12 protein-coding genes and 1 pseudogene are annotated in these 15,077 nt (G+C 54.0%); 9 read left to right on the plus strand and 4 right to left on the minus strand.

Annotated features, from left to right (window positions below; genetic code table 11):
- Positions 1-9 precede the first annotated feature (9 nt).
- Together CFter6_RS02625 and CFter6_RS02630 are read left to right on the plus strand one after the other, a co-directional pair.
- Positions 10-1,137 carry an efflux RND transporter periplasmic adaptor subunit gene (locus CFter6_RS02625; RefSeq protein ID WP_236904498.1) on the plus strand — a complete coding sequence of 376 codons (1,128 nt, stop codon included), beginning with the start codon at positions 10-12 and terminating at the stop codon, positions 1,135-1,137.
- Positions 1,137-4,196: an efflux RND transporter permease subunit gene (locus CFter6_RS02630; RefSeq protein ID WP_061538634.1), complete on the plus strand. Its 3,060-nt coding sequence runs from the start codon at positions 1,137-1,139 to the stop codon at positions 4,194-4,196. Before CFter6_RS02625 ends, CFter6_RS02630 begins: the two co-directional genes overlap by 1 nt.
- Positions 4,197-4,589: 393 nt before the next feature.
- Here CFter6_RS02630 and CFter6_RS02635 read toward each other — a convergent pair.
- Positions 4,590-4,928, minus strand: a pseudogene (locus CFter6_RS02635) (phosphodiesterase); the annotation flags it as partial.
- A 127-nt stretch (positions 4,929-5,055) separates the two neighbouring features.
- On the opposite strand from CFter6_RS02635, the gene CFter6_RS02640 reads away from it, so the two are divergent.
- On the plus strand, positions 5,056-5,571 hold the full coding sequence (locus tag CFter6_RS02640; RefSeq protein WP_061538635.1) for an autotransporter-associated beta strand repeat-containing protein: 516 nt from the start codon (positions 5,056-5,058) through the stop codon (positions 5,569-5,571).
- A gap of 152 nt (positions 5,572-5,723) precedes the next feature.
- Here the strand turns inward: CFter6_RS02640 and CFter6_RS25445 are convergent, their stop codons facing one another.
- Positions 5,724-5,969, minus strand: a complete 246-nt coding sequence (locus CFter6_RS25445) for a hypothetical protein (RefSeq protein WP_150118607.1) — start codon at positions 5,967-5,969, stop codon at positions 5,724-5,726.
- A gap of 416 nt (positions 5,970-6,385) precedes the next feature.
- On the opposite strand from CFter6_RS25445, the gene CFter6_RS02645 reads away from it, so the two are divergent.
- A complete protein-coding gene (locus CFter6_RS02645) occupies positions 6,386-8,089 on the plus strand; it encodes a methyl-accepting chemotaxis protein (protein WP_082814562.1) in 1,704 nt (567 codons plus the stop codon).
- A 585-nt stretch (positions 8,090-8,674) separates the two neighbouring features.
- On the opposite strand, the gene CFter6_RS02650 is transcribed toward CFter6_RS02645, so the two are convergent.
- The gene (locus CFter6_RS02650) at positions 8,675-8,992 is read right to left on the minus strand and encodes a nuclear transport factor 2 family protein (protein WP_236904499.1); all 318 of its coding nucleotides are present in this window, start codon (positions 8,990-8,992) and stop codon (positions 8,675-8,677) included.
- Positions 8,993-9,041: 49 nt separating this feature from the next.
- Positions 9,042-9,539: an SgcJ/EcaC family oxidoreductase gene (locus CFter6_RS02655; RefSeq protein ID WP_061538636.1), complete on the minus strand. Its 498-nt coding sequence runs from the start codon at positions 9,537-9,539 to the stop codon at positions 9,042-9,044.
- A 157-nt stretch (positions 9,540-9,696) separates the two neighbouring features.
- Here CFter6_RS02655 and CFter6_RS02660 point away from each other — a divergent pair, with 157 nt between their 5' ends.
- The 5 genes from CFter6_RS02660 (at position 9,697) to CFter6_RS02680 (ending at position 14,675) form a co-directional block, all read left to right on the plus strand.
- Complete coding sequence (locus tag CFter6_RS02660) at positions 9,697-10,470, plus strand: helix-turn-helix transcriptional regulator (RefSeq protein ID WP_061538637.1); 774 nt, start codon at positions 9,697-9,699, stop codon at positions 10,468-10,470.
- Complete coding sequence (locus CFter6_RS02665) at positions 10,467-12,371, plus strand: ATP-binding protein (RefSeq protein WP_061538638.1); 1,905 nt, start codon at positions 10,467-10,469, stop codon at positions 12,369-12,371. The genes CFter6_RS02660 and CFter6_RS02665 overlap by 4 nt, the downstream gene beginning before the upstream one ends.
- Positions 12,368-12,895: a response regulator gene (locus tag CFter6_RS02670; RefSeq protein WP_061538639.1), complete on the plus strand. Its 528-nt coding sequence runs from the start codon at positions 12,368-12,370 to the stop codon at positions 12,893-12,895. Before CFter6_RS02665 ends, CFter6_RS02670 begins: the two co-directional genes overlap by 4 nt.
- A gap of 746 nt (positions 12,896-13,641) precedes the next feature.
- Complete coding sequence (locus CFter6_RS02675) at positions 13,642-13,878, plus strand: hypothetical protein (protein ID WP_236904500.1); 237 nt, start codon at positions 13,642-13,644, stop codon at positions 13,876-13,878.
- Positions 13,857-14,675, plus strand: coding sequence for an IS3 family transposase (locus tag CFter6_RS02680; protein ID WP_236904718.1), 819 nt, complete (start codon positions 13,857-13,859; stop codon positions 14,673-14,675). The genes CFter6_RS02675 and CFter6_RS02680 overlap by 22 nt, the downstream gene beginning before the upstream one ends.
- Positions 14,676-15,077 lie beyond the last annotated feature (402 nt).

A 15,077-nucleotide genomic window follows, 5' to 3' on the forward strand; every position in this document is an offset into this window, starting at 1 on the left:
AGCTACGCAGTGAATATATTCAGCCACAAGAAATCTATACTGATTACCATGGGCACCGGCTTTGTCTTCCTCTTCTTTTGGTGGATACAGCACCCGGGAGCTAGGGTAGAGAGCGTATCCACCGCAGCGCCGGCGGCGCTGACAGTGAGTGTGATAGAACCCCAGCGTCAAGAATGGCCGGACATGGTGCAGGCCGATGGTAGCCTTGCTGCTTGGCAGGAGGCTGTGATCGGCGCAGAGACCGGCAGTTTGCGCATTACTGAGCTGTTTGCCGATGTCGGTAGTGTGGTAAAGCGTGGCCAGTTGTTGGCGCGGTTAGCGGACAACAGCGCCGCCGCTGATGTCCGCAAGCAGGAAGGTGCCGTGATCCAGGCGCGCGCCTCCCTTGAAAAATCACAAGCTGACTTGAAGCGCTCGCAGATGGCGGCCGATAGCGGGGCGTTATCGAGCCAGAAGATGGACGAATACCGAATTACCGAATCCATCGATCGCGCTGCGCTGGATTCGGCTGAAGCCGATCTGCAAAGCAAGCGCATTACGTTAGCGAACACGCGTGTCGTGGCGGTCGACGATGGCGTCATTTCGTCGCGTTCGGCACTGCTGGGTAACGTGGTGAGTACGGGTACGGAACTGTTCCGCATGGTGCGACAGGGACGGATCGAATGGCAAGCTGAACTCGATGCGCAGCAACTTGCACGGGTGCAGGTGGGACAGCCGGCACATGTGCGATTACCGGCTGGAAAAATTGTCAATGGCACGGTGCGCTTGGTGGCGCCAACCTTGTCCACCAGTACTGGCCGTGCGATTGTGTACGTGAGCCTGGCCGCAGGCAGTGTTTCCCAGTCCGGGATGTTCGCCAGCGGCAGCATCGAATTGGCGCAAACATCAGCGCTGACGCTGCCGGAATCGGCGCTGGTACAGCGCGACGGCCGTAACGACGTCTACGTCCTCAGCGCCGATGGAGCCAGAGTAGCGCGCCGGACAGTGGTAACAGGGCGTCGCATGAACGGCCGGGTCGAGGTGGTCTCGGGGATTGACGTCAAGGCCCGTGTGGTTGCGAGCGGCGGCGCTTTTCTTTCTGACGGCGTATCGGTCAAGGTGGTCGAAGCAGCTGCGACGAAATGGGAATCCACATGATGAACGTTTCGTCATGGTCGATTCGTAACCCGGTGCCGGCCATTTTGTGTTTCGTGCTGCTGACGGTGTTCGGTCTGATCGGCTTCCATAAGCTACAGATCCAGGATTTTCCTGACATGGACCTGCCTACAATCACGATTTCCGCGGCGCTTGAAGGTGCCGCGCCTTCGCAGCTTGAGAATGAAGTAGCGCGCAAGATCGAAGATAAATTGACTTCGCTGACCTTGCTTGATCATGTCATGACAACCATTACCGATGGTTCTGTCAGTATCAGCGTCAGCTTTAAACTTGAAAAAAATTCACAGGCTGCGCTCAGCGAAGTGCGAAATGCGGTTGACAGTGCACGTCCCGACCTGCCATCAGAGATGGCAGACCCAACGGTTTCCAAGAGCGAGGCAGCAGACTCCGCGCTGCTGACTTACACCGCGACCTCTATAGTACTCGACGAGCAGGATCTGTCATGGTTCGTCGACAACGATTTGAGCAAGGCGCTGCTCGCGGTCAAAGGCGTGGCTTCGGTAGCACGTGTCGGCGGTATCGATCGGGAGGTTCGTATCGACCTCGATCCGGCATTGATGGCCGGCATGGGACTGACTACCGAAACGGTGTCTACGCAGCTAAAGGCCATGCAGCGCGACCGTTCTGGTGGACAAGGAAATATAGGAGGCCAGCGCCAGTCGGCACGCACGCTTGCAGGTGTGGGGTCAGTACAAGAACTGGCGGCGCTTAGCATCACTACAGGCGACGGCCGTCGGGTGCGGCTGGATCGAATTGCCCGTGTCAGCGACGGCGCAGCTGAGCGTACTTCCTATGCGTATCGCGACGGCAAGCCAGTGATCGGCGTGCAGATCACCCGTTCCAAGGGCAATTCTGACGTCACCGTATTGAGCGATCTGCGCACGGCAATCGCAAAATTCTCCGCGGCGCATCCAGAAGTCACGCTCGCTGAAGCCAGCAATACAGTTTCATCCATCGAGGATAACTACCATGGTTCGATGGCAATTCTGATCGAAGGCGCATTGCTGGCCATCGTCGTGGTGTGGTGGTTCTTGCGTGATTGGTGCGCCACACTAGTGGCAGCGGCGGCGCTGCCACTGTCCATCATTCCGACCTTCGGCTTTATCTATTTAGCAGGCTACTCGCTCAATACGGTTACTCTGCTATCGCTGTCACTTGTGGTTGGCGTCCTGGTCGATGACGCCATAGTCGAAATCGAAAACATTGCGCGCCATATGCGCATGGGAAAGACTCCATACCAGGCCGCAATGGAAGCCGCCGACGAGATCGGTCTGGCGGTGATCGCCACGACTTTCACGCTGGTAGCGGTATTCCTACCGACGGCATTCATGTCGGGTATTCCAGGGCTGATTTTCCGCCAGTTCGGCATTACCACATCGGTAGCTGTGCTCATGTCGCTGCTGGTGGCGCGCCTGTTGACGCCTATGATGGCGGCTTATCTGCTGAAATCCACCGTCGACGAAGAGCATGATAGCAAGCTGATGACGCACTACCTTGGCTGGGTGCGCGGCAGCTTGAGCCACCGCGGCCGCATCGCGCTGGCTACCGGCGCGTTCCTGGTATTGTCGGCATTGATGATTCTGTCGCTGAAGACTGCGTTCTTTCCAGCCCAGGACAAGGCGCAGACGCAAATTACGATCGAGCTGGCACCAGGTAGCACCATCAAGGAAGCTCGTGAGCTGGGTTTGCGGGCAGAGCAACTCCTGCGAACCTTGCCCACCGTGAAGAATGTGTTTGCCGCGGTTGGCAGCGGCAGTAGCGATAACAGCAACGATATACGCAAGGCGATGTTGATTGTTGATCTTGTGCCACGCGGAGAGCGAGATAAAAAGCAGTTCGACGTGGAAGACGAGATGCGCCGTCTGCTGCGTGAGTTGCCTGGTGTCCGTGTTGCTGTCGGCGACGGCAACAGTGGAGGGAAACTCCAGATCACGCTGGCTGGAAGTAACTCGGACGCACTGGAAGTAACAGCCATGGCGCTGGAAGGTCAGTTGCGCACGTTACATGGGCTAGGTAATGTCAGTTCCAGCGCAGCGCTGCGACAACCCGAAGTACAGTTCAAACCTGATGTTGCGCATGCTGCGGCGTTAGGCATCACAGCAGACGCGGTAGCCGACGCAATACGCATCGGCACCTATGGCGATTACGCCAGTTCGCTGCCCAAACTCAACTTGCCAGAACGCCAGATCGCCTTGCGTGCGCGCATCGACCCGTCTCAGCGCGCGAGCTTGGACGAAATCGGGCTGTTGCGCGTTGCTGGCAGCAATGGCAAGGTCACCGTCGCTGCAGTCGGCGAACTGGCGATGGGCAGCGGCCCGGCGCAGATCGACCGCATCGATCGCGAGCGCAATATCACATTGTCGGTTGAATTGAATGGCCGTGCACTGGGCGACGTCGATAATGAGGCGAAACAATTACCTGCCCTGAAACACCTTCCTTCGGGCGTACATCAAGTCGAACGGGGGGAGCTGCAAAACATGAGTGAGCTGTTCCAAAGCTTTGGTCTGGCGATGGCGATCGGCATCTTTTGCGTCTATGCGGTGTTGGTGCTGCTGTTTCATGATTTCCTGCAACCGGTCACGATCCTGTGCGCATTGCCATTGTCCCTAGGTGGCGCGTTATTTGCGTTGCTGGCCGCACGGATGAATTTCTCCATGCCTGCGGTAATCGGCTTGTTGATGTTGATGGGTATCGTCACCAAGAATTCGATCTTGCTGGTGGAGTACGCGGTCATGGCGCGACGCAAACATGGTTTGAGCCGAATGGGAGCTCTGATTGACGCCTGTCACAAACGGGCCCGTCCGATCCTGATGACTACCATTGCGATGGGCGCGGGCATGCTGCCCAATGCACTTGGCTTAGGCGCAGAACCTAGTTTCCGTCAGCCCATGGCGATCGTTGTGATCGGCGGTCTGCTGATTTCTACCTTGCTCAGCCTGCTGGTGATTCCCGTGGTGTTCACCTACGTAGATGACTTCGAGCAATGGCTGCGACGCCGCTTTCAGAAAGCGTCGAAAAAAACTATCGAAGCTGCTGCATAAAAAAAGCGAGAACAATGACTCTGCACCCGCAATTTATTTTCATATATTTTCAAGTAGGAAACCGCAAATTTAAAAAAACGCCTGAGTGACTTGACTGGTTCCGCCTTATTTTTGTTGACTGTTTTCAGGCCACGTGCAGACTCGGACACAACAAACGCCTACGCGATCTGTGCCGTCGTGCGCGCGTAAGGAACGGGCATCTTTGGATCGCGATCATTCTTCAAGCAGCTTGAAAATGGTCGTCGGTACTTCTGAGCCAGCTTTAAAGAATCCTAGAGCGCTACGGCAGACAATGAAAGACAAGAGGGATTGGCCAGCATAAATGCATATGAACGCTACGACGACTACGGCCAAAAAACCGGCGCTGAAACTGACGCTCCGTTAAGGCCTGGTTTAATCGATCAGACCATCGTCATCGTAAAACGGATGGGGCCCATCGAACTCTCCGACATAGGCGGTATGGCTGATCAGGCCGGTCTCCGCATCCCACAGGTGCAACTGGAATGCCGGTGGTTTCATGACGAACTGCGAGGCGGCCTGCGGACTGAGATCCAGCGCCACCTGGTGCGCGACGCCGGGACAGGTGGAGGCGATCGTACCGCCGAAGCGCACCTGGATGCTTCGGTGCAAATGGCCGCAAAGAATGCGCTCAACCTGCGGGTGGCGACGCACCACGTCAGCCAATGCCTGCGGCTGCGCCAGACCTATCTGATCCATATGGCCGATGCCGGTCATGTCCTTGATGGCCTTGATCTGCGTTGCCCAGTCAGCCCATTCGGGCGGACAGTTGTAGCAGATTGCGTTTTGCGCAAGGGCATGAGGCGATCCGGCGGTCTTCAATGGCAATGTCGTTGTATCGATGGACGCCAGCAAGGGAGGTTTTTACGCCGTCGATAACTGGCGGAACGATATATCCGGTGCGGGCAAGCTAACGAAACAAGGAAGCGGAGCGCTGAAATTAAGCGGCAACAATACCTGGAGCGGTGGCGCGCAATTGGAGGCGGGGACGCTGGAAGCGGATTCCGTGTCAGCGTTTGGTGCGGGCGATGTGTACGTCAGCGGCGGTACGCTGGCAAGCAATGCGCCTGGCGCACTGGCAATCCGCGGGAAATATACGCAATTGGCGAACAGCACATTGGAACTGAATGTAGGGAGCGCTCAGCAAGAGACGCTTGCCGTCGCCGGAAAAATGACCGCTGCCGGCGGCATTCTTCATGTCAAATTCCAGGGAGGCTATAAACCAGCCGTCGGCGACACGATCAACATCATTGCCGCGACCAGTTTTAAAGGGAAATTCGATACGATTTCTGTACACGGTTTCTCCGCGACTCCGCTTTATAGCAATACTGGGTTGCAATTGCGTATCGGTGTCTAAAAGCCAAGCAGATTGGTATTTTCCTTTATGCACTCAGCTAGAAAATTGCCAACTTTATGAGGTAATGGACTGAACCCCGCGGAGGGAAGATAGCGAGACACATTCAATAATTAATATTAAGCACCCTCACCAATGATTTCAATTTTCACTTGTTAGGCTTCGTTGTCGATGATTTTTCTAGTAAAGCTTGATGCATCCGAGCGGCCCTCAACGACAGCACCTGAATAGTGGATTTTGTAGAGTCGACTCGCCAGCATCTCGCCGGTCTTTTGATCGTGGAGTTGGAGGTGCTGGTCGAGCTGCATATTGTGATCTTCGCTTGTGGCTAGACCTGTAGCACCTGCGCCTACAGGCGGGGCAACTGTTCCTTGTGATTCCGCTTTATCGTTATACATCATCGTCTGGTGCAGATGGGCTATCTACTGCGAAATTTGGTGTTTCAGAGGTGATTTCCAAGGCAACAGAACATCAAATCGACTTCCCTGTACCTTAAGTTTTTTGAGGACGCTGCCGTTACCCTATGTGTGGCGCCCAAATAGCTGGGTAACGCGTTCCTATTTCTACTCAAAGACGTAAAGCCTGCACAACACTCCGACCTAGTGCTATGAATTGGTATCCCGCCTGAGGAATGTCGTTGGCGGTAATATTTCGGTCCGAGATTTTTTGTATTGAATGACTAATAGAGTCTGGCAGTCCAACAGTCTGGAGGAACGCTTTTTGTATCTGATTGATATTGATAAGCAAGTGCCGGCAACTGGGGCAGCATCAGCGAAGTACGGGGCATGAAATCACTTCATTAACTAAGGAAAATAGAATGAATCTCCGAAATCTGAAAATCGGTCAGAAGTTATTTCTGGGTTTTAGTGCCATCATCACATTGCTGTTAGTGGTCGCGACCCTTTCCTATGTTCGTGTCGGCGGGTTGAGTGAAAATATCGATTTGACAAATACGGACCGTTATCCAAAAACGGTTCTCATCCATATGATCAAGGATGAGCTGAATGAAGCCACGCACTCCCTGCGTAATATCCTTCTGGTGACGGATCCCGATAGCCTGAAGAAGGAGTTTTCAGGCATCGAGAAAAATTCTAAAATCATCACTGAGTCCATTGATAAATTGGACAAAACCATTACTAGCCAAAATGGCCGTGAGCTTCTCAAGGCATTAACGGAAATCAGGCAAAAATTTGTAGCCTCAAGAACCACCTTCCTCAAGCTTGTGAAGGACGATAAGAGGGAGGAAGCAAAGAGCGTCCTGTTCGACGACTTGAGTCCAGTGCAATTGAGCTATCAGGATACTCTCGAAAAACTGGCCAAGTTTCAATCCGGGCTGATGGAGGAATCCGGCAAAGCGTCTGAATTACAAGCCAGTGAAACACGCATGATCGTGTTGGTACTCTCGATTGTCGCCACTCTGATTGGCATTCTCGTCGGCGTGCTGACGACGCGCAGCATTACGCGGCCGCTGAGCGGAGCCGTCATCATCGCTCGCAAGGTTGCGGACGGCGACCTCACCAGCACCATCGTGGTGAACTCGACGGATGAAACAGGACAATTGTTGGGGGCGCTGAAGGATATGAACGGTAGCCTGGAGAATATTATCGGCCAGGTGCGTAACGGTACCGATACCATCGCCACCGCATCGGCGCAGATCGCTAGTGGAAACCAGGATCTTTCTTCGCGCACCGAGCAGCAGGCGAGTTCGCTGGAGGAAACCGCGTCCTCGATGGAGGAAATGACCTCCATAGTTAAGCAAAATGCAGATAATGCGTATCAAGCTAACCGGTTAGCCGTATCTGCATCGGAGGTGGCGGTCAAGGGAAGGGAGGTCGTATCTCAGGTGATTGATACCATGAGTTCAATCAAGGATTCTTCGCGGAAGATCGTCGACATCATCGGCGTGATCGACGGTATCGCTTTCCAAACCAATATTCTTGCGTTGAATGCGGCGGTCGAAGCTGCCCGTGCGGGCGAACAGGGGCGCGGTTTCGCCGTGGTGGCGACAGAAGTGCGCAACCTGGCGCAACGTTCCGCCGGTGCAGCTAAAGAAATCAAGCTCTTGATTGACGATTCGGTCGAGAAAGTTGACGTTGGTAGCACCTTGGTGAATCAAGCCGGCAGCACCATGAGCGAGATTGTCGCCAGCGTCAAGCGGGTAACTGACATCATGGACGAGATCACCTCTGCCAGCCGAGAGCAGGAGACTGGCATCGAGCAGATTAATCAGGCCATTGGCGAGATGGACACGGCGACGCAGCAGAATGCGGCATTGGTGGAAGAAGCTGCGGCCGCGACCTTGTCACTACAAGAGCAGGCCGATAATCTGGCGCAAGTGGTCAGGGTGTTCAAACTCAATGGCGAGTATGGAGTAGACGCAGTGTCGATTGCCGCTCAACCACCTGGATCGTTCACCCAAGCGGAAACTCAACGACGCGCTCAGCAGGGCCGAATCGGACTTTTGGCAAGCAACAGCGTGCATAATAAAATGGTCGCAAATGGCGAATGGGAAGAGCTTTAACCGAGGCTGCCAGCGCGTATTACCAGTTGATTGTTCGTTTGCGCGCTGAATTGGCCCACTCCTCGTCTGAGAAGCCTATTATCTCTAGATTAGTTTGGTCTGAAAATCCCCGGGCGGGTCACCACTGCCTTGCGTCTCAGCAGAGAACTGGCAGTGTCTTCGCTGCCCTAGCGGGTTTTGTTGCTCCCTACGAGGTCATTGGTTCAGCTACCGAATTTGTCCGCACCGGCGATCAAGGGGCAAAGTTCATTTTCTGATTCTGCCCAGTCTGTGGAACCAACCTTTTCCACACCGAAGAAGGGCTAGTTGGACGCGTAAGTGTCGCCGTGGGCACTTTTCCGATCCTGGGTTTTCGCCGCCTCAGCTTTCAATCTATGATCGCCGCAGGCATCCATGGGTTCAGCCGCCACCGGATACCGTCGCTTTCGAGAAGGATCCCACGTAACATTCGCCCTTATAGAACTCGGACTAATCCGGACCGAGTCTTAGGTCTTCTAACCTCACACCACTTCTGGGTTGTAGTAAAAATGGCAAGCGCCCGCCCGTGCCAATTGCTTCGACACGGGCAGTGCAATGCGAAACGGATCACTTCCCCCACAACACGTCTTCCTGATTTTGGTCGCTGGAGAACAGCCGGACTTCGACGATCTTGCCACCTTCAATGCGGATTAAGTCCATGCCAGGTTGCTTGAGCTTGATGCCGTTGGCCTCGCCAGCGAACTCCAGGGTGATAGCGACCCCATCCCCATTGGCCATGTAATGATCGGCACGGGTGATTGCGAACCTCCCTTTGGAGACTTCCATCATCTTGCCCAGCATCGGGCCGACAGCAGCCATGCCCCGATGCGTGCCAGAGAACTGGTTGTTGCCTAGCTGGTGTGCTTCAGACTTTTGAACGGACAATCGCGTCTTCGTAAATCAACTCGGAGAAATCAAGACTCCCCTTTGCACATCAGTCATTCGCCAATTCCGGCATCATAGACGAATGATGATTTAAGATCTTCCAATCGCTGTCGACCTTCTTATATACATAGGTATAACGCGCGTGGACTTTTTTAGCCTTGCCGTCTTTCGTCAGGTTGAATGTATATACCCCGGTGTCAAGCGCCGCGTTATCGCCGAGGAAACGGATTTGCCGATAATTGATTGTCCCTTGCGGTTTCATCTGCAAGAACTTTACGAAATAACTCTTTATCTCGGCAGGCGTAGTCCGAACCTCGTTTGATACAGTCGGCTCCAATACAGCGTCGGCTGCGTACAGCTTGGTAACCTGATCGGCGTTGCCAGTGGCAAGAGCCGCATTCCATCGATCGAACAGCGCGGCAACTTCGGCTTCGCGAGAATTCGTCGGCGCCGCAGCTACTTCGCGGTAGACCCTTGGCGTCTCGACATTTTTTGCGTATACGGTGGTACTGATAAGCAGTGCTGTGATTACTAGGATTTTTTTCATGTTGCCCTCTAAAAAAACAATCGGAGTGCCGCAGCAATGGAAGCGACGACGAGTGAAGTATGGATATGAAATCGCCAGTTGAAATCAGCTGCTTGGGGGATGGATACTATGCCGATTGGCATATAATTCAGCTACCGACGACAAATAGATTTTTTTAATGAAGACACCTGCTGACCAATCCGATACGCCTCTGAATGCCAGGGCTGCGCGCGTGCGGTATCGCCATGCGGAAGGCAGCGCCACGCGGTTGCGTTTATTGGCCGATGCTGGTGGGGCGCTCGCTGTGGACGGCAATCAAGCAACAGCTCTCGCGATAATTCTCGGTAAAGCGCTTGAATTGCTGTCGGTGGAAGACGGCGTATTGCTCTTTGTGAAGGACGACGGATTGCACGTTTATGCCGGGCAAGGTCCGGTGCCCCCTGTCGGCGCTCGCCTGGCAGTCAATGGGGCATTGCGTACCCTGTTACAGGATAGGCAGTTGCCGCTAGTCCGGCAGGATGTACAGAGCAGCTTGCGAATCGGCCGCGAAAAGACGGTGGGACTGGAAGTATTGATACCACTGTGCTTTGGCGGCAAGAACGTAGGAGCGCTAGCGTTGATCAGCGCACGTCAGGTACCTTCGCCACATGCCGACGATCTCGCTACGCTGCAAATCCTCGGCACCATGCTAGCGATGGCTCTGCTCGTGACAAGCAAGCCTGCAGCTCGTATTTCAGGAAACAAGGCAGCCGAGCTGAAAACGCTTACGGCGCGCGAACTGCAGGTTTTTTCGTTGATGCCTCGCGGCCTGACCAATGCTGCGATGGCCGAACAACTCGGCATTGCCACCGGCACCGTCAAGATCCACGTCGAGCGTATCCTGCACAAGCTTGATCTCAGGGATCGCACCCAAGCCGCCGTCTGCGCAGCGGACTATGGACTCGACGCATGAGAAAATTTTACCGAGGCTGGAAAGATTGGTCGCTTGCGTTCAAAAGCGGTGCAATCATCGCTTCGTCGCTCATCATGTTGCTAGGCTCAGTGATCACCAGCTACAAACTTGAACAACAAACTGCCGACTCGACCGCGGAGATGCGCCGCACGCTGAAAGTGCAATCCGATATCCAATCACTCCACACACTAATTGCTGAAGCTGCGACCGGGGTAAGGGGTTTCCTGCTGACAGACCGGGACGATTTCCTGGCGCCATACAATGCGGCCGTGGCACAACTTCCGGTGACCATTTCGGCATTGCAGGCGAACGTGCGTGATCCGGTTCAAGTGGCGCGTCTGGGACGCGTGCTATCTTTGATACAACAAAAACTCGCCAGCCTGGACGTGCTGCGCAACCTGGATGGCGCAACTCCTGATGATTTGCGCACCCAGTTGTTGGCTGGCAAAAAAATTCTCGACGAATTGCGTACACAGATTGGCGCGATGACTGTGCGTGAATCGGAGTTGGTAGAACAGCGCACTGCTGCCGTTCAAGCTGCGCTGCATCGCAACCTGCTGATGAATCTGGCGACTATTCTGGTCGGTATCATCGGCGCGAGCGCCATGTTGATGTTCATGATGCGCGTGGTGCGGCGGGTGCGGTTCGCTGCAGACAATGCAGAACGACTGGCGCGCGGCATGCAGCTTGAGCCGACCGACGCTGCAGCCGACGAACTTGGACAACTTGCCGAGCGCCTGCATAAAGCCAGTCTGCTGCTGGCCGACCGTGCCGCCGCGGCGCAGGCTGCAAGCCAGGCAAAAACTGAATTTTTGTCCCGCACCAGCCATGAACTGCGGACCCCACTTAATGCCATTCTGGGTTTCGCGCAATTGCTGGAGGACGATCAAGCCAATATCCGCGCCAGGGAGAATGCAGCACAAATCACTCGAGCCGGCCGGCATTTGCTGACACTGATCAATGAAGTATTGGACATTGCTCGCATCGAGGCCGGTAAATTCTCCATCCAAGTACAGCCGATTCAGCTTGCGTCATTATTAGCGGAAGCACTCAATTTGGTTGCGCCGCTCGCCGCTCAGCGTAAGATTCATTTAGATCAGCTTGTATGCCCTGATCAGCTGGCCGTGCTGGCAGATCGCCAACGCCTGATGCAAGTATTATTGAACCTGTTGTCCAATGCAATCAAGTACAACTCGCCAAATGGACAGGTACGCATTCAAGTCGCTGCATATGGCGATACGGTTAGTGTCGCTATAGAGGACGATGGTCCAGGGCTTTCCGCCGATTTGACGGAGCGCCTGTTTACGCCGTTCGACCGCCTGGGGGCGGAGCGGGGAGCTAGCGAAGGTGCTGGATTGGGCTTGGCGGTTTCGAAAAGCCTGATGCAAGCGATGCACGGTGACATCATTGCCGATAGCGTCCAGGGAAAAGGAACTGTATTTACACTTAGCTTGCCTCATTCGGTACTGCCCGCACAAGCGGTACCTGTGGTTACAGTAGGAACGCCTGTCGTTCATCCCCTGGAACCAACCACTACGCGTACCGTGCTATGCATAGAACCCGATGCGTCCAACCGGGCATTGATCGAGACATTGGCAGCGCGGCGGCCGCATTGGCGCCTGTACACGGCGAGTACCGGCCAGGAAGGCTTGCAGCTTGCGCGGCAATGTTTGCCGGACGTGCTGCTGGTGGATATTCTTTTGCCGGATTTGAGCGGAGGGGCGTTATTGCGCGCGATAGGCGGCGATGCAGTCCTGGCGCAGATTCCTGTAGTGATCCTAAACGGAGACAAGGATTCAGCGGCGATCTCGCTGCTGAACGATAGCGCTATTGCAGGCTACCTGGCCAAACCGCTTAATCCGCAACAATTCTTTAAACTGCTCGATTGGATTATCCAATGAATGAAGACGATTTACTTTCTTCGCGCGTGCTCATCATTGATGATCAGCCTGCGAACCTGCGTTTGCTGGAAGACTTGCTCACGCGGGAAGGCTTGACCCACGTTGTCAGCACGACCGATGCGCAACGGGCATTGGATCTGTATGCTGCGTTCGACCCCGACTTGATCATATTGGATCTGATGATGCCGGAGCTTGACGGCTATGCCGTACTTGAGCAGCTGAAGCGCCGCGGCGATCCATATGACTATCGTCCGGTGCTGGTTGTCACCGCGGACGCAACGATGGAAGCGAAGCGCCGCGCCTTGTCGCTGGGGGCGAAAGATTTTTTGACCAAGCCTTTCGATACTATCGAGGCAATGCTGCGGGTGTGGAATCTACTTGAGACGCGCGCGCTATATAGGCGGCTGCAAGTGTTGTCGCCGGGTGAACCTTTAGCTCCGATCAGGTTTCAGAGCCGCCCTCTTGCAGAAGACACTATCACTCGCCGGCTCGAAGGAACTGAAACAGATCCCGATTATAAATAATACTGCGATTTTCCCTTTGCATTTCGACCTTGATCAGACAGTTGGTACATGGATCTCTTCACACATTCTGTCATGACCGAAAAATTGGAAAAGAAAATTTCACGAACGAGGTATTTGATAGACTCATCCACAGTTTTGCCTCGATGCCTGATGATCGTCACGACCAATGGCAGGAGAGGTTCTTGGGGACACAGGCACGCGACTTGCGTCATATTTCAGAGTTGCGGCTGACAGGATGGCGGGTGTTTTTGATATGGGAGTACGGTCTCACAAAAGGAACGCCGCGACAGACTTTAGACTGGCTACCTGATGCGATCAAGAATGCTGGTGTGGACTTTTTAAGTTGGCCGTCGATAAGGTAGGCGGAACTTCCGACCAGTTTTTCTGGGAAACTAGCTGATTTTTTGGACAATATGGGGAAAACTAAGCGGATGTGCCACATGCATGACTCATGCCGTCAAAGTGATCGTAACCAGAAATAGGCCGGACACAAGGATTGTTCACCAACATGTTGATTTGCGTCTAAAACTGACCCACTTTTGGACTGAACCCCTCGGGCTGGGCCAAGGAAAAGGGAGGAAGTGATACGCTTGTCGAGCCTTCTCAGGAGGAGCGACATCATATCAGCAAGAGGACCTTATCGGCGGCATAGTCCGCAATTTAAAATCCAGCTTTGAACGGATATTCGCACTGGCAAACTTGGGCGCCGTGAGGCGCTCAAGACCTATAACCTGTCAGCCAACCTCGTGCAGATGTGGCTGACGCAGTTTGATCGCGGTGAGCTGGATAAAGAGGATGCTGCTGCTTCGACCGTTTCCGAGTACGAAGCACAGATTGCGGCCTTGGAGCGCAAGCTCGGTCAGCTCGTCGTGGAGCTCGATCTCCTTAAAAAAACACCTCGGCTACGACTCATCAACGACAGCGAGAATTCATCGATCATCAGCGGCCCGAGGCCGGCTCCATCCGACGGGGATGCCAAATGATCAATCTGCCGCGTAGCACTTACTACTATCGACCAGGCGAGACAAAGGAGCAGATCGACGACCTTGCTCTGATCGCGTTGATTGACGATATCCATGACGTATTTCCTGGATATGGCTATCGCCGTGTCACCTTGGAACTCAAGGCTCGGGGCCATATCATCAATCACAAGCGCGTCGCCAGAGTAATGAAGGAGAATGGCTTGAACGTCCGGCGCCGGCGAAGTTTTAAACTGACATCGGGAGCCGAGGCCGACTTGGCGGTATTCCCGAATCTTTATCGCAATATCATCCCAACGGCGCCTGATCGTGTCTGGGTGGCAGATATTACATACATTCGCATCGCGCCCGGCTTCATCTATCTTGCGGTGATCTTGGATGCTTGTAGTCGCAAAGTGATCGGCTATGCTTTATTTAAACGAATCGATACGCCGCTCGCTCTTGCCGCATTGAACGCAGCTTATTCAGCCAGGCAACCTTTAGCAGGCACCTGCATTCATCATACAGATCGCGGGTGTCAGTATGCCAGTGCTCTATACCGTGGCGCATTGGCCGAACTGGGATTAATTGGATCGATGAGCGCTCCGGCCAATCCGTATCACAACGCACAAGCCGAGAGCTTCATGAAGACGCTGAAAGTGGAAGAAATCTATTTGGCCGGCTATGAAACATTTAATGATATAGCGGGCAGATTGCCCTATTTCATTGAGCAGATTTATAACGAAAGGCGTATGCATTCAGTGCTGGGCTATCAATCACCGAACCAATTCGAGGTACAACACGCTCTGCAAGCGGCTTAGATTCTCGATCAACCTTGGCCCAGCCCGAGGGGTTCAGTCCAATTTAGGGTCAGAATTCCACGCAATTCAACAACCAATGAAGGTATTTTCCGTTCAAGCGAGGATTTTGTTAATTAGGCGCGATATTGAATCATTTGCTTGTTTTTGTTGAATATAATCAGCTGGCCACTGCAGTCTCCAATCGAGCCAAGTTTCATCCAATTTACGTGTAGAGGTCTCTCATGGATATCGACATTCACGGATTTGATTTGGCCAAACGGGTGTTCCAATTACACGGCGCTGATCGTCACGGCTACCGTCCAAGGTGGAAAACGGGATAACTGAGTGGGGACAGGCACTATGCGCGGCGCTCGACGTAATGTTGGCGTGGGCTTTGCAACGCGGGAAATAACAATACAAGTT

Origin of the sequence: Collimonas fungivorans (assembly GCF_001584145.1) — a bacterium.
GTDB lineage: Bacteria > Pseudomonadota > Gammaproteobacteria > Burkholderiales > Burkholderiaceae_D > Collimonas > Collimonas fungivorans.

What these genes read in the sequence shown, in the direction of transcription:
- CFter6_RS02630 (WP_061538634.1), top strand. Translation starts at nt 1,137, where the DNA reads ATGAACGTTTCGTCATGGTCGATTCGTAACCCGGTGCCGGCCATTTTG.
- CFter6_RS02640 (WP_061538635.1), top strand. Translation starts at nt 5,056, where the DNA reads ATGGACGCCAGCAAGGGAGGTTTTTACGCCGTCGATAACTGGCGGAAC.
- CFter6_RS25445 (WP_150118607.1), bottom strand. Translation starts at nt 5,969, where the DNA reads ATGATGTATAACGATAAAGCGGAATCACAAGGAACAGTTGCCCCGCCT.
- CFter6_RS02645 (WP_082814562.1), top strand. Translation starts at nt 6,386, where the DNA reads ATGAATCTCCGAAATCTGAAAATCGGTCAGAAGTTATTTCTGGGTTTT.
- CFter6_RS02655 (WP_061538636.1), bottom strand. Translation starts at nt 9,539, where the DNA reads ATGAAAAAAATCCTAGTAATCACAGCACTGCTTATCAGTACCACCGTA.
- CFter6_RS02660 (WP_061538637.1), top strand. Translation starts at nt 9,697, where the DNA reads ATGAAGACACCTGCTGACCAATCCGATACGCCTCTGAATGCCAGGGCT.
- CFter6_RS02665 (WP_061538638.1), top strand. Translation starts at nt 10,467, where the DNA reads ATGAGAAAATTTTACCGAGGCTGGAAAGATTGGTCGCTTGCGTTCAAA.
- CFter6_RS02670 (WP_061538639.1), top strand. Translation starts at nt 12,368, where the DNA reads ATGAATGAAGACGATTTACTTTCTTCGCGCGTGCTCATCATTGATGAT.